20 protein-coding genes are annotated in these 24073 nt (G+C 65.4%); 14 read left to right on the top strand and 6 right to left on the bottom strand.

Going from position 1 to position 24073, the window contains the following annotated elements:
• Nucleotides 1-30 precede the first annotated feature (30 nt).
• The 6 genes from E4P29_RS14050 to E4P29_RS14025 all read left to right on the top strand — a co-directional run bounded on the left by E4P29_RS14050 (nucleotide 31) and on the right by E4P29_RS14025 (nucleotide 5706).
• Nucleotides 31-852 (top strand): pyrimidine reductase family protein, encoded by an 822-nt coding sequence (locus E4P29_RS14050; protein WP_135045564.1) that lies wholly within the window; start codon nucleotides 31-33, stop codon nucleotides 850-852.
• Nucleotides 853-865: 13 nt separating this feature from the next.
• A complete protein-coding gene (locus tag E4P29_RS14045; RefSeq protein ID WP_135045562.1) occupies nucleotides 866-2440 on the top strand; it encodes an alpha/beta fold hydrolase in 1575 nt (524 codons plus the stop codon).
• A gap of 86 nt (nucleotides 2441-2526) precedes the next feature.
• Nucleotides 2527-3765 carry a glycosyltransferase family 87 protein gene (locus E4P29_RS14040; RefSeq protein WP_135045560.1) on the top strand — a complete coding sequence of 413 codons (1239 nt, stop codon included), beginning with the start codon at nucleotides 2527-2529 and terminating at the stop codon, nucleotides 3763-3765.
• A gap of 27 nt (nucleotides 3766-3792) precedes the next feature.
• On the top strand, nucleotides 3793-4221 hold the full coding sequence (gene msrB / locus E4P29_RS14035) for a peptide-methionine (R)-S-oxide reductase MsrB (RefSeq protein ID WP_027496925.1): 429 nt from the start codon (nucleotides 3793-3795) through the stop codon (nucleotides 4219-4221).
• Between the two features lie 125 nt (nucleotides 4222-4346).
• Nucleotides 4347-5159 carry a polysaccharide pyruvyl transferase family protein gene (locus E4P29_RS14030; protein ID WP_135045558.1) on the top strand — a complete coding sequence of 271 codons (813 nt, stop codon included), beginning with the start codon at nucleotides 4347-4349 and terminating at the stop codon, nucleotides 5157-5159.
• A gap of 88 nt (nucleotides 5160-5247) precedes the next feature.
• Entirely contained in the window at nucleotides 5248-5706 is a 459-nt protein-coding gene (locus E4P29_RS14025; RefSeq protein ID WP_027496923.1) for a MaoC family dehydratase, read from the top strand.
• On the opposite strand, the gene E4P29_RS14020 is transcribed toward E4P29_RS14025, so the two are convergent.
• The 5 genes from E4P29_RS14020 to hemE are packed head-to-tail and all read right to left on the bottom strand — an operon-like array spanning nucleotide 5684 to nucleotide 11829.
• Entirely contained in the window at nucleotides 5684-8005 is a 2322-nt protein-coding gene (locus E4P29_RS14020) for a molybdopterin-dependent oxidoreductase (protein WP_245154324.1), read from the bottom strand. The two genes, E4P29_RS14025 and E4P29_RS14020, sit on opposite strands and share 23 nt — an antisense overlap.
• On the bottom strand, nucleotides 8002-8706 hold the full coding sequence (locus tag E4P29_RS14015) for an HAD family hydrolase (RefSeq protein ID WP_135045556.1): 705 nt from the start codon (nucleotides 8704-8706) through the stop codon (nucleotides 8002-8004). Before E4P29_RS14015 ends, E4P29_RS14020 begins: the two co-directional genes overlap by 4 nt.
• Nucleotides 8703-9398, bottom strand: a complete 696-nt coding sequence (gene hemQ, locus E4P29_RS14010) for a hydrogen peroxide-dependent heme synthase (protein ID WP_135045554.1) — start codon at nucleotides 9396-9398, stop codon at nucleotides 8703-8705. Before hemQ ends, E4P29_RS14015 begins: the two co-directional genes overlap by 4 nt.
• Nucleotides 9399-9403: 5 nt before the next feature.
• A complete protein-coding gene (locus E4P29_RS14005; protein WP_135045552.1) occupies nucleotides 9404-10759 on the bottom strand; it encodes a protoporphyrinogen oxidase in 1356 nt (451 codons plus the stop codon).
• Nucleotides 10756-11829, bottom strand: a complete 1074-nt coding sequence (hemE, locus tag E4P29_RS14000) for a uroporphyrinogen decarboxylase (RefSeq protein WP_135045550.1) — start codon at nucleotides 11827-11829, stop codon at nucleotides 10756-10758. Before hemE ends, E4P29_RS14005 begins: the two co-directional genes overlap by 4 nt.
• Before the next feature lie 164 nt (nucleotides 11830-11993).
• Here hemE and E4P29_RS13995 point away from each other — a divergent pair, with 164 nt between their 5' ends.
• The 8 genes from E4P29_RS13995 to E4P29_RS13960 all read left to right on the top strand — a co-directional run bounded on the left by E4P29_RS13995 (nucleotide 11994) and on the right by E4P29_RS13960 (nucleotide 22120).
• Entirely contained in the window at nucleotides 11994-12593 is a 600-nt protein-coding gene (locus E4P29_RS13995) for a DUF3000 domain-containing protein (RefSeq protein ID WP_245154323.1), read from the top strand.
• 59 nt (nucleotides 12594-12652) lie between these two features.
• Nucleotides 12653-13930, top strand: a complete 1278-nt coding sequence (locus tag E4P29_RS13990; RefSeq protein ID WP_135045546.1) for a ribonuclease D — start codon at nucleotides 12653-12655, stop codon at nucleotides 13928-13930.
• 72 nt (nucleotides 13931-14002) lie between these two features.
• Nucleotides 14003-15229, top strand: a complete 1227-nt coding sequence (locus E4P29_RS13985) for a thiolase family protein (RefSeq protein WP_135045544.1) — start codon at nucleotides 14003-14005, stop codon at nucleotides 15227-15229.
• On the top strand, nucleotides 15226-17331 hold the full coding sequence (locus tag E4P29_RS13980; protein ID WP_135045542.1) for a 3-hydroxyacyl-CoA dehydrogenase NAD-binding domain-containing protein: 2106 nt from the start codon (nucleotides 15226-15228) through the stop codon (nucleotides 17329-17331). The genes E4P29_RS13985 and E4P29_RS13980 overlap by 4 nt, the downstream gene beginning before the upstream one ends.
• 97 nt (nucleotides 17332-17428) lie before the next feature.
• The gene (gene sigJ, locus E4P29_RS13975) at nucleotides 17429-18289 is read left to right on the top strand and encodes an RNA polymerase sigma factor SigJ (protein ID WP_135045540.1); all 861 of its coding nucleotides are present in this window, start codon (nucleotides 17429-17431) and stop codon (nucleotides 18287-18289) included.
• A 92-nt stretch (nucleotides 18290-18381) separates the two neighbouring features.
• Nucleotides 18382-19128 carry an SDR family oxidoreductase gene (locus E4P29_RS13970; RefSeq protein WP_135045538.1) on the top strand — a complete coding sequence of 249 codons (747 nt, stop codon included), beginning with the start codon at nucleotides 18382-18384 and terminating at the stop codon, nucleotides 19126-19128.
• 163 nt (nucleotides 19129-19291) lie between these two features.
• Nucleotides 19292-20689, top strand: a complete 1398-nt coding sequence (locus E4P29_RS13965) for a sugar porter family MFS transporter (RefSeq protein WP_135045536.1) — start codon at nucleotides 19292-19294, stop codon at nucleotides 20687-20689.
• A 99-nt stretch (nucleotides 20690-20788) separates the two neighbouring features.
• The gene (locus E4P29_RS13960) at nucleotides 20789-22120 is read left to right on the top strand and encodes an MFS transporter (protein ID WP_135045534.1); all 1332 of its coding nucleotides are present in this window, start codon (nucleotides 20789-20791) and stop codon (nucleotides 22118-22120) included.
• On the opposite strand, the gene dxs is transcribed toward E4P29_RS13960, so the two are convergent.
• A complete protein-coding gene (dxs, locus tag E4P29_RS13955; RefSeq protein ID WP_135045532.1) occupies nucleotides 22107-23987 on the bottom strand; it encodes a 1-deoxy-D-xylulose-5-phosphate synthase in 1881 nt (626 codons plus the stop codon). The genes E4P29_RS13960 and dxs overlap by 14 nt on opposite strands.
• Nucleotides 23988-24073 lie beyond the last annotated feature (86 nt).

Raw genomic sequence — 24073 nt, 5'->3', positions numbered from 1 at the left:
CGAGCGTAACGACGTGGTCTCATGTGACTCATGCAGCTTCTCGATATTGGGACCTACTTCACATCGGAGCAGGCCGCAGCAGCGCTCCCCGCCGTCGGAACGGACGTGGACGACGACGGTCTGCGTTCCCTGTATGCCTACCCGACCGATGTGGGCCGACCGTGGATCCGCACCAACTTCGTCTCCAGTATCGACGGGTCCGTCACCTCCGACGGTGCCTCGGCCGGATTGGGCACCCCGGCAGACACACGGTTGTTCGGCATCCTGCGAGAGCTGTGCGATGCGGTGCTCGTCGGCGCCGGCACCGTGCGCGGAGAGAACTACGGCGGGGTCGCCCTGTCTCCAGATGTCATCGCTCGCCGGCAGGCGAACGGTCAGGAACCGGTGCCGACCATCGTCGTCGTCACCGCCTCCGGCTCCATCGATGCGCGGTCTCGCCTACTGACGGACACAGCGGTGATGCCGGTCGTGCTCACGTCCGCCGCGGCGGACCGCTCGGCGGTAGGCGAACTCCGGACGGCCGGGGCGACGGTGCTCGAGGTATCCGGCGAATCGGTGTCGACCACCGACATTCTCGAGTCCCTGTCCCAGCTCGGGTTCGGTCGAGTTCTGTGCGAGGGCGGACCAGGACTGTTCGGTCAGCTGGTGTCCGACGAGGCAGCGGACGACGTGTGCCTGACGATCTCACCGAAGCTGATCAGTGGGCCTGCCGGCCGCATCGCCCATGCCGCACACGCCGCCGATACCTCCATGCAGCGCGCACTCGTGCTCGGCGACACCGACGGCACGCTGTTGACCCGCTGGGTGCGGCCCGTGACAAGAGACGCGGGCGCGGCAGCGAAGCAAAAGTAGATAGCCTCGCACCGTGACGCAGAAACGTTCGTTGCTCGCCGCAGTACTCCTCGTCGCCACGGTCTGCGCAGCCTGTGGAGGCGGCCCGTCGATCCGTCCCGATGTGGCGGTGGAGCAGCGCTCGCCAGGTCAGCCCGCTGAGTCGTCGCCCGAGGCCCCGCCTGCACCGGCTGCACTGGCCGTTCCGACCACCGACCTCGACTGGTCCGAGTGCACCTCGGCCACCCTCGGGCTGTTCGGGCTCGCCGCCACCACGCCGGGCCTGACCCTCGAATGTGGTGAGTACGAGGCCGATGTCGACGCCAGCGGTCAGATGTTCGGCACCTTCGCCGTCGGGGCGCTGCGGGCCAAGCTCGACCGGACACCCGCGGATGCCGGGCCCCTGGTCTTCACGTCCGGTTCGGATCGTTCGTCCATTGCAACCTTGGCCACGATGGCCGCCGGCCCACTCGCCACGCTGCTCGAGGCGCATCCGATCGTTGCCGTGGATCGCCGCGGCATCGGACGCTCGACGGCCGTGGACTGCATCGATGACACCCCCCAGACGCCTACCAAGGCTGCCGTCGATACCCTGGGACAGTTCACCAGATCCGACTCGGACTCCGTCGACCGCGCGGTCGACGCCGGGCGAGACGCCACGATCGAATGCACCGACACTCTGCAGCCGCAGGAGCTCGCCTTCGGCACCGGGTACGCCGCGGACGATCTCGATCGGCTTCGACAGTTGTGGGGCGTGGACCGGATCGGCCTGATCGGAGCGGGGAACGGTTCTCTCACCGCCATGGCCTACGCCGCGAAGTTCCCCGACAACGTCGCGCGTCTGATCCTGGATTCGCCGACGGGCGTCAACGCCGACCAGACAACGCTTGCCGAGCAGCGAACTCAGGGCAAGGAAGCTGCGTTCGCTGCCTTCGCGCAGCGTTGCGTCGCGCTGAACTGCTCGCTCGGAAGTGACCCGACGGACGCAGTGGAACAGTTGATGAAGCGGGCCGCCGGCGGAGAATTCGCACCGCTGTCCACTCACGAAATCCTCGACGCGATCACCTTTGCCCTGGCCTCGACCGCAGGGGATGCGTCCACACGGGCACGAGACCTGTCCTCGACACTCTCCGCTGCCGCCGCCTCCGACACGACGGCGCTCGCCGCACTCGCCGAGCGAGGCCGGGCGGCGTACAGCACCGATGGGCAGTTCGTCGCCCGCTGCACGGACGGCCAGCAGTGGCCTTCTCCGCAGGGCGTCCGCGACCTGGCACCGGGGTGGACGGACCGCTACCCGATCTACGGAACCGACGCTGCCCTGACGGCAATGCTCTGCTCGTCCTGGCCGACGGCTCCCTCAATCCCACTGCCCACCTCGCTGGACGTTCCGGTCCTGATTCTGTCCAACGCCGGAGACCCGATCGTCGGCAACGGCGGCCTGTCCTCCGTCACCGGCCTGATCGGTGCGACGGGTGCCGCCGTCGCGTCGGCCGCCTGGCAGGGCAGCGGACATCCGAGCATCGGTGGCTCGCAGTGCCTGCAGAGTGCTGCCGTCACCTACGCCCGAGACACGACGCTTCCGACCGACGGCACCGTCTGCCCGGCCTGACTCGACTCCTTCGGGGGTCCCGAAAGACACGGGCCCCGCGGGGTGTCCTGAACGGGCGCACCGGCCGTCTCGGGTACCGTTCGCAGGTGTCACTTAGCTTTCTGGAGCCGCGTACCGGGCGGACCACCGCCGAAGTAATCAAGTACGCGCTCTGGCCGATCGCCATCATGACCGTCGTGCATCGGGTGGTGATCAGGGCTGTCAACGGCGATGTCACCAACGACTTCAACCCGGTGTACAACGCTGCTCTCGCGTTCCTCAACCGGCAGCCGGTCTACACGGCGAACTTCGATTCGGTCGATCCTCATTACCTGTACCAGCCGAGCGCGACGATGCTGCTCTCCCCTATCGCCATCATCGACCCGGAGCGCTCACGCTGGCTGTTCATCATCGCCAGCACCGTCGCCATCCTCGTCGCGCTGTACATCCTGCTGCGTATCTTCGGCTTCCGACTGGACTCGGTGGCTGCACCCGCCCTCCTTCTCGCTGCCTTCGTCAGCGAGACGGTGACGAACACACTGGTGTTCACCAACTTCAACGGCTTCGTGCTCCTCGGCGAGGTGGCGTTTCTCGGTTTCCTGTTGCAGCGCAAGGATTTGTCCGCCGGTGTCGCGATGGGCTTGACCCTGGCGATCAAGCCGATGCTCGCACCACTGCTGCTGCTCCCGCTGATGACGAGACAGTGGAAGGTATTCATCACCTCGATCGCCATCCCGGTGGTGATGATGGCCATCGCCTGGCCGTTGTCGGTCGATCCCATGAATTTCATCGATCGAACGTTGCCGTACCTGCTGCAGACGCGTGACTACTTCAACAGCGCTGTCGTCGGCAACGGCCGTTACTACGGAGTGCCCGAGTTCCTGACCCTCGCTATCCGCGCCGTGCTGGGCATCATGGTGTTGGTCTCGCTGTGGCTGCTCTACCGGTACTGCCGAGAAGATCGACTGTTCTTCTTCGCCACCACCTCCGGCCTCATCCTCACCGCGCACTGGCTGCTGGGCTCACTGGGCCAGATGTACTACTCGATGATGCTGTTCCCGTTGCTCATGACAGTCGTGCTGAGAAACTCGCTGCTACGGAACTGGCCGGCCTGGCTCGCTACCTACGGGTTCATGAACGCCGACCGTTGGTTGTCCGGACGGTGGGTCGAAACCGGACGTGCCCTCGACTATCTCCGCACCACCTTCGGTTGGGCGCTGCTGATCGTCGTGATCTTCGGAGTGCTCGTCGGACGCTACTTCGCAGCAAGAACCGAGGGACGCCTCGACGAGGGAATCGAGCCCAGCTACCTGTTGCCGGCCGCGTCACCAGCGAAAACGGCATAACCCGGCAAATCGTATTAGCGTGTGAGCATGAGTTCAGCAACAGACAACAATGCCGCTCCGGCCGTCCAGCTCACCGACGCGCAGTGGCGGGAGAAGCTGACCCCCGAGGAGTACGCGGTTCTGCGTCAGGCCGGTACCGAGCGCCCGGGCGTCGGCGAATACACCGATACCACCACCGAAGGCATCTACGAGTGCCGCGCCTGCGGAGCCGAACTGTTCCGCAGCACCGAGAAGTTCGAATCCCACTGCGGATGGCCGTCGTTCTTCGACCCGGCCGACAGCGACGCCGTCATCCTGAAAGAGGACACCACGCTCGGTATGCGCCGCGTCGAGGTCGTCTGCCGCAACTGCCACAGCCACCTCGGCCACGTCTTCGAGGGCGAGGGCTACCCCACCCCGACCGACCAGCGGTACTGCATCAACTCGATCTCACTGGTGCTCAAGCCTGCATCCTGATCGGTCCGGATATCCTGGGGATCGCCGCGCACTCGGCGAACCCGAGCTGAGGATGCGTCGGAACCGAGCCGCGAACTCCAAAGATTACCTTTGGTTGACCCGATCGTTAGGGTAGCTTTTGGATTGTGGCCACGTCGATCAAGACCTTCTGGTGGCGCCAGGTGAAGATCACCGGCGTCACACCCAATTTCGGTGATGAATTGACGCCGGGACTGGTCGGATCACTGTTCGGGCAGAAGTGTTCCTGGCGTCGCGCGAAGCGCAGCGACATGATCGGGGCAGGGTCCACTCTGGAAATGGTCCAGCTGATGCAGGCCCGACAGGGCCTCAAGGTCTGGGGCTCCGGATTCATGATCAGTGGCAATGGCAACGGAGAGCGCTTCAGCTACCCCGATTTCGACTTCTACGCGGTTCGCGGACATCTGTCACTGGGTCGCATCGAGTCCGATCGCGAGGTCGCGGTCGGGGACCCCGGGCTGCTGGCGAACAAAGTCTATGCACGCTCCCCACGTGTACCCGGCCGGATCGGCCTCGTCTACCACTGGGTGCACAAGAAGGATCCCGTTGTGCGCTCGCTTGCGCGAGACAAGAGCGTCACGTTGATCGACCCGTCCAGAAAGCCGGCGAAGGTCATCGCCGACATCACTGCATGCGACTTCGTGATGTCCACGAGTCTGCACGGCTTGATCGTCGCAGACTCGTACGGCATCCCCAACGCATGGATTAAGCTGCCGCAAGACATAGGCGGCAACGGATACAAATTCGACGATTACTACTCTGCTTTCGACCGAGAAGCTGTCCAGTATCCGTCGGACCTTGCGCGAGATCACGATCGAATCGCGCTGGTACGGCAGGAATATCGACCTGTCCCGAATCTGAAAGAAATTCAAGACAATCTGATAGGAGCCTTTCCCTTCGCTCCGCGCTACACAGCCTGAATTCGACAGGTCGAAACTCGAGCCGGTCATCGTTCGCGCCCACACGATCGCTTCCGAGCGCCCTATTGGAACGGTGCATACTGTGAGCATGCGCACTTTCACCTCACCAGAGCAGATCAAGGCGGCCGTCGGCGAAGAACTCGGAACCAGCGACTGGCTCCAGATCACCCAGGAACGGGTGAACACCTTCGCCGACGCCACCGGCGACCACCAGTGGATCCACGTCGACGTCGAACGAGCGAAGAAAGAAAGCCCGTTCGGCGCGCCGATCGCACATGGATTCCTGAGCCTGTCCCTGGTGTCGATGCTCAACTGGCAGATCTACACGATCGAGAACACCAAACTCGGAATCAACTACGGCTCCAACAAGGTTCGCTTCATCAACCCGGTCAAGGTCGGGTCCCATGTCCGGTTGCGGACCACCCTCACCTCTGTCGAGGACGCGTCGGGCGGGGCGCTGCAGATCGTGACGACCGCGACGCTCGAAATCGAAGGCGAGGACAAGCCGGCCTTGGTTGCCGAGATCATCTCGCGGGTGGTGTTCTGACCGATCTCGTCACCGGTGGATCGAACGCAGTGATCGGCGGCAGCGGCGCGTCGTAGCGTTCGATCTCCACCAGCACATGTTGCCCGGTGCACCCTCGCGAGAGCGACGACGATCCGACGTCGGCGGTGAGAACGTTCACGCTGCCGTGTACGCACATCGACCCTGGATCGGCCCGGTCCAGCGGGTCGTACCAGGCACCGGTCGACAACTGCACCACCGATTCCAGCATCCCGTCGTCGACGACCACCCCCGCCAGGCACGAACCGCGGTCGTTGAACACTCGCACCACATCGCCGTCCGACACTCCCCTGGCCTCCGCCGCAGACGGATGCATTCGTATCGGCTCTCGGCCCTGAACCTTCGAGTTCCGGCTCACCGCACCGTGATCGAGCTGACTGTGCAGCCTGGTGCGCGGCTGGTTGGCGATCAAGTGCAGAGGAAACTGCTCGGCCCGCGACCCGCCGAGCCATTCCTGCGGCTCGAACCACATCGGGTGCCCGCGGCAATCCTCGTAATCGAACCCCGCGACCGTCGCCGAGAAGATCTCGATCTTGCCGCTCGGTGTCCGCAGCGCATTGCCGATCGGGTCCTGGCGGAAGTCCTGCAAAAACGTCAACTCGTCCTCGGTCTTCATCCGGAACGAACCCGCACGCGTGAAGTCGTCGAATTCCGGGGTCTGCACGCCGTCGGCCCGCAGGTACTCACGCCACTGCCCGTACATGTGCTCGAGCCATTGCTGTGACGTGCGCCCCTCGGTGAACTGCTGCCCCACACCGAGTTTCACTGCGAGTTCGGCAAAAGTGTCGTAATCGTCGCGCGAATCGGCGAATCGCTGGGCGGCCGGTGCCATGGCCACGAGCAGTGGATCGTTGCGTGTGCAGCTCAGATCCGACCGTTCCAGCGATGTGGTCGACGGGACGACGACGTCTGCGTGCTTGGCCATCGGCGTCCAATAAGGATCGTGGACGACGACGGTATCGGGCCTGCCGAGTGCCCGGCGCAATCGTCCGAGATCTTGGTGGTGATGAAACGGGTTGCCGCCCGCCCAATAGACCACTTTGATGTCGGGATAGACCAAACGTCTACCGTCGTAGTCGAATTCGTGCCCGGGTTTGAGCAGCATGTCCGAGACGGCTGCCACCGGAATCAGATCGGCCACCGGGTTGATTCCCTGCGGCAGTGTCGGCAGCGGATAGGGCACAGGAGCGAGGCCGGGCTCGTTCATCGAACCGTACCCGTGTCCGAATCCCCCACCGGGAACACCGATCTGGCCCAGCATGGCTGCCAGCGTTATTCCCATCCACGGGGCCTGTTCACCGTGCTGCGTCCGTTGCAGGGACCACGTGACGGTGACCATCGTGCGTTTCGACGCCATCTCCTGGGCGAGGTCCGCGATGATCGAGGGCTCGATACCGCAGATGCCCGAAGCCCATTGCGGGGTCTTGGGAATACCGTCCGAGACACCGAGAAGGTAGCGCTCGAATTCGGGGTAACCCTCGCAGTATTTCTCCAGAAATGCTGTGTCGTGCAGGTTTTCGTCGGCCAGGACGTATGCCAGAGCCAGCATCATTGCCACGTCGGTTCCGGGGCGCGGGGCGATCCACCGCGCCTCGCCTGCCATGTCGTTGCGCAATGGGCCGACGGTGACGATCCGGCCGCCGCGGGCGCGCATCGCGTCGAGCGAACCGACGGTCGGATGATCCGACGTACCTCCGTGGTTGATGCCGGTGTTCTTGACCGGAACTCCGCCGAACGCCACCAACAGTTCGGTGTGTTCGGCGATCACGGACCAGGATGTGGAGCGCGAGAACATCTTCCAGTGCGCGCCGAGCACGTGCGGCATGATGACGCCGGTCGCACCGAGCGAATAGCTGTGCACGGATCGCGTGTAGCCGCCGATGCAGTTCAGGAAGCGGTGTACCTGACTCTGAGCATGATGAAAGCGGCCGGCGCTGGCCCAACCGTACGAACCTCCGTAGATCGCGCTGTTACCGAAAGTGTCCACCACGCGGCGCAACTCGCGCGAGAGCAAGTCGGTGAGTTCGTCCCACGAGACGTCGACGAACTCGTCGCTACCCCGGCTGTCGGTGGGGCCGGGACCGTTCTCGAGCCACCCTCTCCGCACGGCGGGTGACGTGACGCGGGACCGATGGGTCACCGAACCCACGAGGTTGCCGAGCACCGGGGAAGGATTGCTGTCCGTCGCCTGAGGATGAATTGCGGTGACGTCACGTCCGTCCGAGTCGGCCCGGAACATTCCCCAGTGGCCCATGTGCTGGACGCCGGTCACTCCGGTCATCGAATTCCGAACTGGCGCAACGCTGCCAGCAGCGCATCGGAACGCTCGGCCGTCGGCACCGGATCGACGAGTGCGAAACTGCATCCGATCTCCTGTGCCGCGCCGTCGGCCTCGGCGCTGTCGCCCACCATCAGTGTCCGCGCGGGCTCGACGCCGAGAGCGGCCACTGCATGTCGGAAGATCTCCGGTTGTGGTTTGACGTGCCCGACCTCGAACGAGAGCACGAATTCGTCGACGTAGCGGTCAAGCCCCCGGGCAGTGAACGCCGGACGGATGTCGAAGGCGATGTTGCTCAGCACACCGACGCGAATCGACCGTGCCGCCAGCGTCGAGAGTGCCGCTTCCGTATCGGGATAGGGCGTCCAGGAGTCGGCGTCGATCACTCGTCCGTAGACCGATTCGGCCTGCGCCTCGACGGTGACACCGGACTGCGCGAGGACGTGCAGATACGCCTGCCGATGTAGAGCCGGGTCCAGGTCGCGATTGCGCCATGCATGTCGGGTGGCGTCGTCGAACTCGACAGTCTCGCCTACCGGAGCCGTCATGCGGCGCATCAGTTCGGCGGCTCCGGCCCCGTCGACCGGAACGCCGTCGGCATCGTGCACACCGTCGAACCACGACGGCTCCTCTTCCAGACGGAAGAGTGTGCCGGAGAAGTCGAACAGAACGGCGTCGACGAGGGGTGTGTCCGTCCCCGTCACGGTAGTGATTCGACGAGCGCGTCCACCTCGACCCGAGGCCCGGTGAAGAACGGCGTCTCCTCGCGCACGTGTCGGCGTGCCTCGGTGGCACGCAGATCGCGCATCAGGTCCACGATGCGGTCGAGTTCGGGGGCCTCGAAAGCCAGGATCCACTCGTAGTCACCGAGCGCGAACGACGGGACGGTGTTGGCGCGCACGTCCTTGTAGTCGCGCGCTGCCTTTCCGTGATCGGCGAGCATCGTCCGACGCTCCTCGTCGGGCAGCAGGTACCAGTCGATCGAGCGGACGAACGGGTACACGCAGATGTACGCGCCCGGATCCTCGCCCGCGATGAACGCAGGCACGTGGCTCTTGTTGAACTCGGCGGGGCGGTGCAGAGCGGTGTTGCTCCATACCGGCGTGCTCGCCTTGCCCAGCGCGGTCGTGCGCCGGAAGTCGGAGTACGTCGCCTGCAGGTCCTCGATGCGCTCCGCGTGCGTCCACACCATGAAGTCGGCATCGGCACGCATGCCTGCGATGTCGTAGACCCCGCGCACGACGACACCGTTGTCCTCACGACCCTCGAAGAATGCCCTTGCTTCCTTCGCGGCGGCCGCGCGGTCGTCGCCCAGAACCCCGGGAGTGACCTTGTAGACCGAGAACATCAAGTACCGAAGAGTCGAATTGAGCGCTGAGTAATCGAGGCGTGCCATGGCCCCTATCGTGCCACCTCGACCAGACGGGCGGCAGCGGTGGTGGCGGACGCAATACAGGCCGGTACCCCGACGCCGCGCTGCCACGCTCCGGTCACGGCGAGCCCGGCGAGTTCGGACACTCCGGATTCGATGGCGGCGACGCGGTCGAGGTGCCCGGGAGCGTACTGCGGCAATCCGCCCGGCCACCGCTGGACGGTCACTGCCAGCGGCCGAGTGTCGATACCCGCGACCGTTGCCAGGTCGGCGAGCGCGACGTCGATCGTGTCCTCGTCGGAGCGCTGCGCGGCAGTGTCGTCTCCGAATCGCCCGAGCGAGGCTCGCAGCAATACCGCATCGCGCTCGGCGAGGTGCGGCCACTTCCGACTGGACAGCGTGAACGCCTTCACGTCCAGACCCGCATCCGTGGCCACCAGAATTCCCGAATTCTGCGGGAGCTCGGTCGACGCCGGAAATGCCATCGCCACGACCGTCGACGACGCCAGTTCGATCTCACGGGCCGCGCGCGACGCGTCCGGTGCCAGGTCTGCGATGAGATCGGCCAGTATCGGTGCCGGTACCGCCAGCACGACCCCGTCGACCACACCTACCCGATCGACGAACCAGCCGCCGGACTCACGGCGGATCTCGCCGACGTTCGTCTCGCGCAGAATGCGAGCGTCGGTGGCTGCCACCACGGCGTCCAGCAGCACGGCGTAGCCGTCCCGGAGTCCACCGAACACCGGCCCCGGGGACGGAGTCGGGAGTGCCGTCAGCACAGCCTCGGTCAGGTTCGCCGCGCCGTTGTCCAACGCAGCGGCCAGCGTCGGCAGCGCAGCACGGACACCGATGGAGCTCGCCGAACCCGAGTAGACCCCGCCGAGCAGTGGATCGACCGAACGGCTCACCACCTGGTTCCCGAAACGCGTGCCCACAAGATCCGCCACGCTGGCATCGGAGCCCCGGACCCATCGAAACGGCCGCTCGGTCTCGGTGTCGATGATGTGCAGCTCGGACGGATCGACCAGCTCCCGGACGGACTCCGCCGACGACGGGATACCCATCAGGGTGCCCACCGGAAGCGGATGAGTACGTCCACCGGAAAAGACGAGCGGTCGCACCGTCGACGGGTGCACGAGCTGTTCGGTAAGCCCCAGTTCCGCAAGCAGGGCGGGCACCTCCGGACGGCGCCCGATGAACGCCTCGGCACCGACATCGAGCGACTGATCGCCGACCGAGGTGGTGCGCAGGGTGCCGCCTACCCGGGACGATGCCTCGACCACGGTGATCTCTGCGTCGGGCCCGCACGCCTGCCGCAGGCGGTACGCCGCGACGAGGCCGGAAATTCCGCCGCCCACGACGGCGTAACGCCGGACGGTCACAACGAATGCACCAACGAGACGACCCGAGTCAGGATGTCGGGATCGGTATCGGGAAGCACGCCGTGGCCGAGATTGAACACGTGTCCGCGGGCACCGGCCGCAATCGCACGATCCGCCTCGGCGGCAATGCGTCGGACCTCGGCCTCGACTGCATCCCAGCCCGCAAACAGCACTGCGGGATCGAGATTGCCTTGCAGAGCCTTGCCGTGGCCCACCCGGTGCACCGCGTCGTCGAGCGGAATCCGCCAGTCGACCCCGACCACGTCGGCACCGGCCTCGCCCATGGCACCGAGGAGTTCTCCGGTGCCGACCCCGAAGTGGATCTTCGGGACGCCGGCCGTGGACACGGCGTCGAACACTCGCGTCGAGTGCGGCAATACGTACTCGCGGTAATCGGCGAGCGAGAGTGCACCCGCCCAGGAGTCGAACACCTGAACGGCGTCGACGCCCGCAGCCAGCTGGGCTTGCAGAAAGGTGATCGTGGTGGAGGCCAATGCGTCGAGCAAGGCATGCCACGTGGCCGGATCGGACCGCATCAGCGCCTTGGTCTTCTCGTGATTGCGGCTCGGGCCACCCTCGACCAGGTACGACGCCAGAGTGAACGGTGCTCCCGCGAATCCGATCAGCGGAGTGGTTCCCAGCTCACGAGTGAGAATGCGGACGGCATCGGCCACCGGCTGCACCTGGTCCGCGGTGAGGACGGGCAGAGCCGCGACGTCCGCAGCCGAACGCACCGGATGCGCGACCACCGGTCCGGTACCGGCGACGATGTCGAGATCGATGCCCGCAGCTTTGAGCGGAACCACGATGTCGGAGAAGAGAATCGCTGCGTCGACGTCGTGACGACGTACGGGCTGCAGGGTGATCTCGGCGACCAGATCGGGCCGGAAGCACGAGTCCAACATGCCGATGCCTGCACGGATCTTGCGGTATTCCGGAAGGGACCTGCCGGCCTGACGCATGAACCACACCGGCCGCCTCGACGTCGGTCGGCCGTCGATCGCGGCCAGAAACGGCGCCTCCGGAAGTTCTCGTCGGGCGGGGGCTGCGGTGTGCGATTCGGCGTTCATCACCCTCCATGCTGCCACGCGCGACAACCGCCGCTACCCTCGAGGGCGAGACACTCGTCGCAGTTCAGGACACTCGCTTCGCTCGACGGACACTCGGCGCAGTTCGATCACGGCTCGGCGCGCCTCCGTCGCGGGGCAACGTGACGCGTCTAACGTCCGGTGACGTGACCGAGCACCGATCTGACGCCGAACCTGCGCCTTTCCGCGCCGCCATCGACGCGATGCATCGGGCGCAAGTACACCCGGCGATCGAAATCGGCCCGATTCGGCCGCCGCAGAGACTCGCTCCGTACAGCTACGCGATCGGTGCCGAGGTCAAGCACGCCGACTCCGAACAGATCGACGAACAGAGCGACGGCGACGCGTTCGGCCGTCTGATCCTGTTGTACGACCCCGACGGTGCCGAGGCCTGGAACGGCACTCACCGCCTGGTTGCGTACATCCAGGCCGACGTGGACGAATCCCTCGCCGACGATCCACTGCTCTCCGAGGTCGGCTGGAGTTGGCTGGTCGACGCCCTCGAATCGCGATCGGAACCATTGAACGCGCTCGGCGGCACGGTCACCTCGACCAGCTCGGTACGGTACGGCGACATCGCCGGCCCGCCGAAGGCTCACCAACTCGAACTTCGCGCGTCCTGGACGGCGACGTCGGAGGATCTCTCGACCCACGTCGAGGCGTTCTGCGAGGTCCTCGCCTATGCCGCGGGTCTGCCGCCCGCGGGCATCACCACCCTCGGTCAACGCAGTTCCAGTCGGACATAGCAGTTCCAGTCGGACATAGTTGCCGGTCCGTTCGGCCCCAGGGCCTAGAGTCACATCTCATGTCAGCCGAGAGTTCCCCGGACGCCGCGTCGGATGCAGAAGCGAACGAGCCCGTCGCCGTTCCGTTGTTGGCCCCCGCTGACGGGGTTCCCGACGTCGTCGACACCGCCGATGCCGTTCGTGCAGCCGCAGAGGCACTTGCCGCAGGCCACGGGCCCCTCGCCGTCGACGCCGAGCGCGCGTCCGGCTTCCGCTACTCCCAACGTGCGTACCTCGTGCAGTTCCGCCGCCGGGGCGCGGGCACCGTGTTGCTCGACCCCATTCCCGTCACCGGCGACCTCGCGCCACTGGCGGAGGTCATCAACCCGCTCGAATGGGTATTGCACTCCGCGGACCAGGACCTGCCCGGTCTCGCCGAACTGGGGCTCGTCCCCGCCACGCTGTACGACACCGAACTCGCCGGCCGCTTGGCAGGATTCGACCGCGTCGGCCTCGGTGCGATAGTCGAGCGAACTCTCGGCCTGGCCCTGCAGAAGGGGCACGGCGCGGCCGACTGGTCCACCCGTCCCCTACCCGACACCTGGCTCAACTACGCCGCCCTCGACGTCGAAGTTCTGCTCGAGCTTCGCGACGAAATGGCCGCGGAGCTCGAACGACAAGGCAAAACGGACTGGGCAGCACAGGAATTCGCCCACATCCTCGCCCTCGGTCCCCCCAAACCGAAAACCGACAGATGGCGTCGGACATCGGGAATCCATGCGATCAAGTCACCTCGAACGTTGGCGGCCGTCCGCGAATTGTGGACCACCCGAGACGAATTGGCGGCCAAACGCGATGTCGCGCCCAGCCGGGTCCTGCCCGACTCGGCGATCGTCGCCGCGGCGACGGCCGATCCGAAGTCCTCACGCGAACTCGAACAGCTACCCGTCTTCGGCGGCCCCCGTCAGCGTCGGTCCTCCCGGTTGTGGGCCTCGGCCCTGACCCGAGCACGGGCGATGCCCACCGCGGAATTGCCGTCGATGGCGGCATCGTTCGACGGGCCGCCACCGGTCAACCGATGGGCCCGCCGCGATCCGGACGCAGCGGCCCGACTCGCCGATGTGCGAGCGGCGATGACCGAGCTGAGCGAATCGGTGTCGGTACCGGTCGAGAACCTGCTGATGCCGGATCTACTTCGGCGACTCGTATGGGATTGGCAGATACCCGACGACGACGTCGACCCAGGAGAGATGATCGACGCTCGGTTGACCGAGGGTGGGGCGCGGCCGTGGCAACGCTCGCTGGTGGTGCCGGTTCTGACGAAGGCACTGCACCCTTCCCAAGTTACCGACGGGTAATACCCGCTACAGTGGGTGGTGCGTCCGGGCACCCGGACGAGTCGTCCGCATCTGTCGGGAGGATCGAAAAGCGTGTCTGTACCCCCGTCCACCAGCTCACAGAGGAATGTTGTCTTCGTCGACGGCATCCGTACCCCGTTCGGCAAAGCAGGCCCCAAGGGCATGTACGCCGACACTCGCGCAGACGACCTCGTCGTCAAAGCAATACGCGAGCTTCTCCGCAAGAACCCCAACCTTCCTCCCGAGCGCATCGACGAGGTCGCGATCGCTGCGACCACACAGACCGGCGATCAGGGCCTGACCATCGGCCGGACCTCTGCTCTCCTGGCCGGGCTCCCTCGCAGCGTCCCGGGATTTGCGATCGACCGCATGTGCGCGGGTGCGATGACTTCGGTGACCACCACCGGATCGGGAATCGGCTTCGGCCAGTACGACGTCGTCATCGCCGGCGGAGTCGAGCACATGGGCCGCCATCCGATGGGTGAGGGTGTCGACCCCAACCCACGCTTCCTGGCCGACAAGCTCGTCGACCCCAGTGCACTGGTGATGGGTAACACCGCCGAGAACCTGCACGACCGGTTCCCGAGCATCACCAAGGACCGCACCGACGCCTACGCCGTCGCCAGCCAGAACAAGTACGACGCGGCGAAGAAGGCCGGCTACATCGCCGACACTCTCGTTCCCGTCGCCACCAAGTCCGCCGCAGGGTGGGGCCTGGCCACCGAGGACGAGCCGCCTCGTCCCGGCACCTCGCTCGACGATCTCGCGAAGCTCAAGACGCCGTTCCGTCCCGCCGGTCGCGTCACCGCGGGCAACGCCGCAGGCCTCAACGACGGTGCCACCGCGGCGATCCTCGCCGGTGAGGACACCGCGCACGAGCTCGGCCTCAACATCGGGATGCGGATGGTCGGCTTCAGCTTCGCCGGCGTCGATCCCGCCGTCATGGGCATCGGCCCGGTTCCCGCAACCGAAAAGTTGCTCGGCCGAACAGGTTTGAGCATCGACGACATCGGCCTGTTCGAGATCAACGAGGCTTTTGCCATCCAGGTTCTCGCCTTCCTCGAGCACTACGGCATCGTCGACGACGACCCCCGTGTCAACCAGTGGGGCGGCGCCATCGCGTGTGGCCACCCGCTCGCTTCCTCGGGCGTTCGCCTGATGACGCAGCTCAGCCGTCAGTTCGCCCAGCAACCCGACGTCCGCTACGGCCTGACCACCATGTGCATCGGTCTCGGCATGGGCGGCACCGTCATCTGGGAGAACCCCAACCACGCCGATTACTCAGGAGTCAAGGCATGAGTGACATCACGACGGCGTTCGAGGACGAGGTAGTCACGAACGCGTTCACCAAGATCGTGTCCGTACCGGGGCTCGACGGCTCCATCGCCCTCGTGACCCTCGACAACGGCTTCGATCACACCAAGCCGTCGACGTTCGGTCCCGGCGGACTCGCCAAGTTCGACGCCGCACTGGACGAAGCGTTCGCAGCGAACCCGGTGGCCATCGCCGTCACCGGCAAGCCGTTCATCTTCGCCGTCGGTGCCGACCTCAACGGTGTGCCGAACATCAAGACCAAGGACGAGGCACTGCAGATCGGGCAGCTGGGCCACAAGGTCTTCCGCCGCCTACGCGAGTCGACGGTTCCCACGTTCGCCTTCATCAACGGTGCCGCTCTCGGCGGTGGCCTCGAAGTGGGACTGCACTCGCACTACCGCACCGTCGCGGAGAACGCCGCCGCGCTCGGCCTACCCGAGGCCTTCCTCGGCCTGGTACCGGGATGGGGCGGAACTCAGTTGCTGCCCAACATCATCGGGGCGTCCAACGCGGTCACCGTCGTGGTCGAGAACGCACTGAACCAGAACCGCGTCCTCAAGCCGCAGCAGGCGCTCGACCTCGGCATCGCCGACGCCCTCTTCGGCGGAGCCGACTTCCTCGAGCAGTCCCTCGCGTGGGCCGCTCAGGTCATCAAGGGCGAGGTCGTCCCCAACCGTCCCGAGATCGATCGCGGGCAGGCCTGGGACGACGCCATCACCCGTGCCAGGGGCATCGTGGCCGGCAAGACCGGCAATTTCGCGCCGGGCCCGGTCGCTGCCGTCGATCTGCTCGAGCTCGCCAAGAACACCGACATCACCGATTCCGCGTCTCTCGACAAGGCCTTCGCGGCCGAGGACGACGCGCTGTCGACGCTGTTGGTCAAGGACGAGTTGCGGGCCGGACTGTACGCCTTCGACTTGGTTCAGAAGCGCGCGAAGCGTCCCGCCGGTGCGCCCGACAAGTCACTCGCCCGCAAGATCTCCGGCGTCGGCATCGTCGGTGCCGGTCTGATGGCCAGCCAGCTGGCGTTGCTGTTCGTGCGCCAGCTGAAGGTGCCGGTGATCCTCACCGACATCGATCAGGAGCGCATCGACAAGGGTGTCGGCTACGTTCACAGCGAGATCGACAAGCTGCTCGGCAAGAAGCGCCTGTCCCCCGACGCCGCAAATCGGTTGAAGGCGTTGGTGTCCGGATCGATCGACAAGTCCGCATTCGCGAACACCGACTTCGTCATCGAGGCCGTGTTCGAGAACCTGGACGTCAAGAAGAAGGTGTTCGCCGAGGTCGAAGAATTCGTCTCTGCCGAAACGATTCTCGCGACCAACACCTCGTCGTTGTCGATCACGAAGATGGCGGCCGACCTGAAGCACCCCGAGCGCGTGGTGGGCTTCCACTTCTTCAACCCGGTCGCGGTTCTTCCGCTGCTCGAGGTCGTCAAGGGTGAGAAGACCGACGATGCCACTCTCGCAACAGCATTCGCCACCGCGAAAACTCTGAAGAAGTCTGCCGTGCTGTCGGCGGATCTCCCCGGATTCGTCTTCAACCGGCTGGTCACTCGTGCGTCCAACGAGATCATCAGCGCGATCGACGAGGGCACCCCGTTCGATGTGGCCGACGGCGCAGTGGGCGAACTCGGCATGCCGATGAGCCCGCTGACGTTGCTGGCGCTCGTCGGACCGGCCGTCGCTCTGCACACCGCGGAAACACTGGCCGAGGCATACCCGGAGCGATTCAAGGACTCCGCCGGATTCCGTGCGCTCGTCGAGGCGAAGAAGCCGGGCGTGTGGACCTACGGACCCGAGGGCCAGGTCGTCGACCCCGAGGTGGCCGCACTGTGGCCGCAGGGTGATTCACCGTCGACGGCCGAACAGGTTCTCGAGCGAACCCGTAACGCCTTCGCGGACGAGATCAAGATCATGCTCGACGAAGGCGTCGTCGCGGCGGCCCAGGACATCGATCTCTGCCTGCTCCTGGGCGGCGGCTTCGGATTCTGGAACGGCGGCATCACTCCGTACCTGGATCGCAGCGGCGCGTCCGAGGCCGCCACCGGTCAGCGCTTCCTCGCGCCCGGTGTAGCCAGCGTCTAGCTCTACCCGCCGAGTTCGAGGTTATGGACGGATTTCTCCGGATCTTCGTCCATAATCTCGAACTCGGCTTTTTCGTGTCGGGATAAGGTCTGATCCGATGAACAGCGAACGCAGTCGGTTGATCGGCATCGGCTATCGAATGCTGGGCTCCTACAGCGACGCCGAGGACGCGGCATCGGAAGCGCTGCTCCGCTGGTACCGACTCACCGACGCCGAACGTGACGCCATCGACGTCCCCCGTGCGTGGCTCACCCGCGTCGTCGGCCGCATCTGTCTGGACATGCTGGGCTCGGCCCGCGTTCGCCGGGAACACTATGTGGGGCAATGGCTTCCGGAACCGGTCCGCGCCATTGCGACCGGCAACGACGGCCCATCGGACCCGGCCGACCGCGTCGCCCTCCATGAGTCCGTCGGCCTGGCGTTGCTCGTCGTTCTGGACTCACTGAGCCCGGCAGAACGTGTCGCGTTCGTTCTGCACGATGCATTCGCGGTTCCATTCGACGACATCGCGAACGTTCTCGGTCGGTCCCCCGCCGCCTGCCGCCAACTGGCCTCGGCCGCCCGGCGACGGGTGCACGACGATCGCCGCGGCCCGAGCGCCCCCGACACCCACGACCGCGTCGTCCGCGCCTTCGTGGCTGCCGCCGCCGGCGGAGATCTCGATGCACTCGTCGCACTGCTCGCCCCCGACATCACCCTCGTCAGTGACGGCGGCGGACGGGTGTCGGCGGCCCGCAACCCGGTTCGCGGGTCCGATCGGGTCGCCCGCTTCGTCCGGGGTATCACCATCAAGTCCACCGACCTCGACCGGTCGGTCGAATCGGTCAACGGCCTGACCGGAATCGTCCTTCGCCGACACGGTGCGGTCACCGGTGTGATCGGATTCCGCACCGATTCCGCCGTGGTCACCGACGTGTGGATCGTGCTCAACCCGGAGAAGCTCCGACACTGGTCGTGACGGCCATACATTCTCGTGAGCTACGTCGTCAGTGGAGGTGAGGCCCGAACCTCTCGAGCCGATCGACCCCGAACAGGACAGGTGGACACACGATGAAGATCGCCGTAGCCGGTGGAACAGGAACCGTCGGAACGCATGTCGTCGACGTGGCTCGTGAGCGTGGGCACGAGGTCGTCGTGTTGTCGCGGTCGGCCGGTGTCGACCTCGTCGGCGGGACCGGCCTGTCCGACGCTCTGGCCGGCGTCGACGCTGTTGTCGACGTCGCGTCGACACAAACGGTCTCGGCAAAGGAATCGACGGCGTTCTTCTCCGCCGTCACCCGCAACCTGCTGGCGGCCGAGATCGAGGCCGGAGTCGGCCACCATGTGGCGCTGTCCATCGTGGGGATAGACAAGGCTCCGCACTCCTATTACGCCGGAAAAGTAGAGCAGGAGAACATCGTTCGGTCCGGGTCGGTGCCGTGGACAATCCTGCGAGCCACTCAATTCCACGAATTCGCCGCTCAGATCCGTGCTCGCGCGTCGTTCGGTCCGGTGAGCATCGTCCCGAAGATGGTCTCGCAACCGATCGCCGCCCGCGAGGTTGCCGAACGATCGATCGACCTGGCCGAGCAGCCGGCGACCGGCCGAGTCGCAGACCTCGGCGGACCGAGAGAAGAGCGGATGGCCGATATGGTTCGCCGCTATGCACGTGCCGTCGGTGCCCGTGGCGTGGTGCTCGAAGTTCCCGTCCCGGGGGCGTACGGCCGGGCGATGCGCGACGGAACGTTGGTGCCCGCACCCGATGCGGACCGCGGCCGGCAGAGCTTCGAGGAATGGCTCGACGCACAGTCACGGTGACCGCTCGCTGCCGAACTCGACGCTGCGGACGAGTGTCCGCGATATTCGGCCCATGACGTCGAGCGCGGCGAGTTGGGGCGATTTCACTGACGCGCCGGCACTCCGAGGACGAAGATGGCGATGACCACCATGGACGCTGTTCACCCGAAAGCTGGTTCATGCCATGACGCAATCGACCGATCGGCACACCGCAAAGGTCATCGGAGTCACCATCGCCGCCGCTGTCGGCGGGTTTCTGTTCGGATTCGATTCGTCCGTCGTCAACGGTGCAGTCGACTCGATCCAGGAGAATTTCGCGCTGTCGTCGTTCGTCACGGGGTTCGCAGTCGCAATCGCACTTCTCGGGTGCGCGGTCGGAGCTTGGTTCGCCGGGCGCCTGGCCGACAGTTGGGGCCGCAAGAAGGTGATGCTGCTCGGCTCTGCGCTGTTCACCATTTCCTCGGTGGGGTCCGGGTTCGCCTTCAGCGTTCCCGATCTGATGTTGTGGAGGGTCCTCGGCGGGCTGGGTATCGGAATTGCGTCGGTGATCGCGCCCGCGTATATCTCGGAAATAGCACCGGCTCGCTATCGCGGTGGATTGGCATCGCTGCAACAGTTGGCCATCACGGTCGGTATCTTTGCCGCGCTGCTCTCGGATGCGGTTCTTCAGAATGCGGCAGGCGGACCGTCGAACGATCTGTGGTTCGGCCTCGAAGCGTGGCGGTGGATGTTCCTGGTCGGCGTCGCACCCGCATTGGTCTACGGATTTCTCGCGACCCTCATCCCCGAATCACCTCGGTACCTGGTGGGTAAACACCTCGACGAGGAAGCTGCCCGCATTCTGGGCGACATCACCGGCGAAGTGAATCCCGACGAACGCATCAGGGAGATTCGCCTGACTCTCCGACGGGAATCGAAATCCTCGTTCGCCGACATCCGAGGCCCCAAATTCGGTCTGCAGCCGATCGTGTGGGTCGGTATCACAATGGCGATCCTGCAGCAGCTAGTCGGTATCAACGCGATCTTCTACTACTCGACGACGCTGTGGAAGTCGGTGGGCTTCAGCGAGAATCAATCGTTCGTGACGTCGGTGATCACGTCCGTCATCAATGTGTCCATGACATTCGTCGCAATTTTGTTCGTCGATCGATTCGGTCGCCGAAATCTGTTGATGATCGGCTCGATCGGCATGTTCGTCGGTCTGATCCTGGCCGCTGTGTCGTTCACCCAAGCCGTCGGTAGCGGCGACCAACTCGAATTACCGTCGCCGTGGGGCCCGGTCGCGCTCGTCGGCGCAAATCTGTTCGTGGTCTTCTTCGCCGCAACCTGGGGACCGATCATGTGGGTGATGCTCGGCGAGATGTTCCCCAATCGAATGCGTGCTGTGGCGTTGGGCATCAGTACCGCCGCGAACTGGATAGCGAATTTCGCCATCACATTGGCATTCCCGCCGTTGTCCGACACCATCGGACTCGGATTCATCTACTCGTTCTTCGCCCTGTTCGCCATCCTGTCCTTCTTCTTCGTCAAGTACAAGATCGCCGAGACCAAAGGGATGGAACTCGAAGACATGGGCGTCTGATTCACGGTTGTTTGAACGACGGCGGATCCACGGTTTTTCGGACCGATAAGGCAGGGTGGGGGTGCACTCTGTCGGTCGATCTGCCGTCGAAAGCAGGACATGAAGCTACGTATTGCATTTGCCGTGGGCACCGTCGTGGTGTTCGGACTGAGCCTGCGCCTGCTGTTCGGCAGTACGTCGGCACTCACCTCCGACATCGCCGACTTCTACTCCGCGAACTCGACATCCATGGCGTTCTTGACCACGGGTCCGGTGATCTGCCTCGGTGTATTCGCCGCCACCGCACGCTATTTCGTGCGCCGCGCCCAGGTCGCGCATGTGCTGGTGGTGTGCCTGTCCCTGGTGGCCGTCGGTACAGCGATACGCGCGGTGCCGTCGTGGCCGATTCTCGTGGTCGGCACGCTCGTCGCGGCGGCGGGTATCGCGGTGGCGAATGTGTTGGGTCCGGTTTTCGTCCGTCTGGTGGTACGAGAGTGGAGCCTGTCGGAACGACCCAGGGGCAGGGAGTGGAGCCTGTCGGAACGACCCAGGGGCAGGGAGTGGAGCTCGACAGGTGAACCCGATGCGGCGGCGGGGCGACGACTGGGGTTGTTGACCGGGGTGTTGACCGCTGTGATCAGTGCCAGTGCGGGAGTGGCGTCGGGAGTGTCCGTTCCGTTGGCCGAGGCGTTCGACGGTGGTTGGCGGATTGTGCTGGGGCTGTGGTCGATTCCGGTCGTGTTGGCTGCCGGGTGTATGGCGATCTTCGGGCGAACGTTGTCGCGCGGGCGGGCGGTGGCCGGGTCGGCGACAGTCCCCGATGCCGCTCCTTCTCGCAGACGTGCGGGCGTGCTGACATCGCCCGTGGCGTGGTCGTTGACGGCATTCATGGGTTTGCAGTCGCTGATGGCGTATTCGCTGATCGCGTGGTTACCGACGATCTTTCGTGATCGCGGGGTGGACGCGCGTGATGCCGGTCTGCTGTTGACGGCGTTGTCGGTCAGCAGTGTGTTGACCGCGTTGACGGTTCCGAGCCTGGCGACCAGGTTGGGGAATCAGAGCGCGTTGGCAGTCGCCGTGACGCTACCGACGTGCGTGGGCCTGCTGGGGATAGTGTCGTCGGCCGATTCCTGGGCCCTGGTGTGGGCGGTACTGCTCGGTTTGGGTCAGGGCGGGCAGCTGTCGCTCGCGATGACGCTGATGAATCTGCGGGCCTCGAACGCCCGTGATGCTGCGACGCTCAGTTCGGTGGCACAGACGGTCGGATACGTGTTGGCTGCGGCCGGTCCGCTGGTGTGCGGGGCCGTTCGTTCTGCGACGCAGCGGTGGGAACCGTCGTTGGTGTTCCTTCTGGTGGTGACGGTCCCCATGGCTGCGGCAGGTGCGGTGGCCGGCCGCCGCGTCGTGTTCGGAAGCGAAGCGGAGCCGGCCGACGCCGTCAGAGGCTCTTGACCCAGTGCGAGACTTGCTGCACCACGGTCTCGCAGGTGAGTCCGAACTCGTGGTGCAGTTGCTCCCTCGATGCGTGGTCCAGGAACCGTTGCGGCACACCGAGATCGCGGCAGGGCACGTCGACGCCTGCGCCGCGCAGTGCGGCAGACAGAGTCGAACCGATTCCGCCGTGCAGGCCGCTGTCCTCGACGGTGACGACCAACCGGTAGTCCTCGGCCATCTTGAGCAGCGATTGCGGGACGGGAAGCACCCAGCGTGGATCCACGACGGCAACCGAAATACCCTCGGCTTCGAGCTTTTTCGCGGCGTCGAGGGCAAGCGACCCGAACACCCCGACGGCAACGATCAGCACGTCGCCGGTGGCCTCGGACGGCTCGGTCAGCACATCGAGTATTCCGTCCAACCTGCGCACCGCAGGCACCGTCTCGGTGACCGCGCCCTTCGGGAAGCGAAGAGCCGTAGGGCCGTCCGAGGTGGCGATCGCCTCGGCCAATTCCTCTCGGAGGGTGTCGGCATCTCGTGGCGCTGCCACCTTCATGCCCGGAACGATGCCGAGTAGAGACATGTCCCACATACCGTTGTGGCTCGCGCCGTCGGCACCGGTGACTCCTGCGCGGTCCAACACGATGGTGACCGGAAGACCCAACAGGGCGACGTCCATCAGCAGTTGATCGAACGCGCGGTTGAGGAACGTGGAGTAGATGGCGACGACGGGATGCATGCCGCCGAGCGCGAGGCCGGCGGCCGACGTCATCGCATGCTGCTCGGCGATACCGACGTCGAACATTCGGTCCGGAAACCGCACCCCGAACGCCGCGAGCCCGGTGGGCGCGGCCATCGCGGCGGTGATGGCCACGACGTCCTCGTTCTGCTCGCCCTGCTCGATGAGCGCCGCCGAGAACACCGACGTCCAATCCGGAGCCGATTTGGATCGGGCCAGGCCGGTCGCAGGATCGATGACGCCGGTGGCGTGCATCTGGTCGGCCACGTCGTTCTCGGCATGGATGTATCCCATGCCCTTGCGCGTCACCGCGTGCACGATGACCGGGCCGCCGTACGCCTTGGCTCTGCGCAGTGCCGATTCCATGGCGTGCTGGTCGTGACCGTCCACCGGGCCCAGATACTTGATGCCGAGATCGGTGAACATGACCTGCGGGCTGATGGCGTCCTTCACTCCCGCTTTCATGCCGTGCAGCATCGTGTAGGCGGCGCGGCCGACGACGGGGATCCGTCGCACGATCCGGCGGCCGTTGTCGAGAATCTTCTCGTATCCCGGCTGCAGTCGCAGGGCTGCCAGGTGATCGGCCAACCCGCCGATCGTCGGGGCGTAGGAACGGCCGTTGTCGTTGACGACGATCACCAGCGACCGGTCTCGGCCGGCGGCGATGTTGTTGAGCGCCTCCCAGCACATACCGCCGGTCAGCGCGCCGTCACCGACCACAGCGACGACATGCCGGTCGGTCTCTCCCTTGAGGGCGAACGCTTTGGCCAACCCGTCGGCGTACGACAAGGATGCCGATGCGTGCGAGGACTCGACCCAGTCGTGTTCGCTCTCGACCCGAGACGGATAGCCGGACAGCCCGCCCTGCTTGCGGAGTGTGTCGAACATTCCTGCGCGTCCGGTGAGCATCTTGTGCACGTAGGCCTGGTGGCCCGTGTCGAAGATGACCGGATCACGCGGTGAGTCGAAGGTGCGGTGGATCGCCAGAGTCAGCTCCACCACTCCCAAATTGGGACCGAGGTGGCCCCCTGTTGCCGATACCTTCTCGACCAGGAAGGCGCGGATCTCGCGAGCCAGTTCGGCCAGCTCCGCACTATCGAGGTCGCGCAAGTCCTCGGGCGTCTGAATTCGCGCTAGGACACCCAACGAGATCGCTCCCTCCGGCCGGAAAACATATTCGAAAAACCAGTCTACGGAGTGGCTGCACCCAGCCGCCCCGTCCAGCATTGTCT

It is taken from the genome of Rhodococcus sp. 1R11, assembly GCF_004563845.1.
In the GTDB taxonomy this organism is placed as follows: domain Bacteria; phylum Actinomycetota; class Actinomycetes; order Mycobacteriales; family Mycobacteriaceae; genus Rhodococcoides.
Note: the sequence above shows the minus strand (reverse complement) of the source record. Positions and strands in the feature narration are given on the sequence as shown.

Bases quoted from the DNA above. Each gene is read 5' to 3' on its own strand.
- E4P29_RS13980 (WP_135045542.1), top strand. From the start codon at position 15,226: ATGAGTGACATCACGACGGCGTTCGAGGACGAGGTAGTCACGAACGCG.
- hemQ (WP_135045554.1), bottom strand. From the start codon at position 9,398: ATGGCACGCCTCGATTACTCAGCGCTCAATTCGACTCTTCGGTACTTG.
- E4P29_RS14050 (WP_135045564.1), top strand. From the start codon at position 31: ATGCAGCTTCTCGATATTGGGACCTACTTCACATCGGAGCAGGCCGCA.
- sigJ (WP_135045540.1), top strand. From the start codon at position 17,429: ATGAACAGCGAACGCAGTCGGTTGATCGGCATCGGCTATCGAATGCTG.
- E4P29_RS14025 (WP_027496923.1), top strand. From the start codon at position 5,248: ATGCGCACTTTCACCTCACCAGAGCAGATCAAGGCGGCCGTCGGCGAA.
- E4P29_RS13990 (WP_135045546.1), top strand. From the start codon at position 12,653: ATGTCAGCCGAGAGTTCCCCGGACGCCGCGTCGGATGCAGAAGCGAAC.
- E4P29_RS14020 (WP_245154324.1), bottom strand. From the start codon at position 8,005: ATGACCGGAGTGACCGGCGTCCAGCACATGGGCCACTGGGGAATGTTC.
- msrB (WP_027496925.1), top strand. From the start codon at position 3,793: ATGAGTTCAGCAACAGACAACAATGCCGCTCCGGCCGTCCAGCTCACC.
- hemE (WP_135045550.1), bottom strand. From the start codon at position 11,829: ATGAACGCCGAATCGCACACCGCAGCCCCCGCCCGACGAGAACTTCCG.
- E4P29_RS13970 (WP_135045538.1), top strand. From the start codon at position 18,382: ATGAAGATCGCCGTAGCCGGTGGAACAGGAACCGTCGGAACGCATGTC.
- E4P29_RS13965 (WP_135045536.1), top strand. From the start codon at position 19,292: ATGACGCAATCGACCGATCGGCACACCGCAAAGGTCATCGGAGTCACC.
- E4P29_RS13960 (WP_135045534.1), top strand. From the start codon at position 20,789: ATGAAGCTACGTATTGCATTTGCCGTGGGCACCGTCGTGGTGTTCGGA.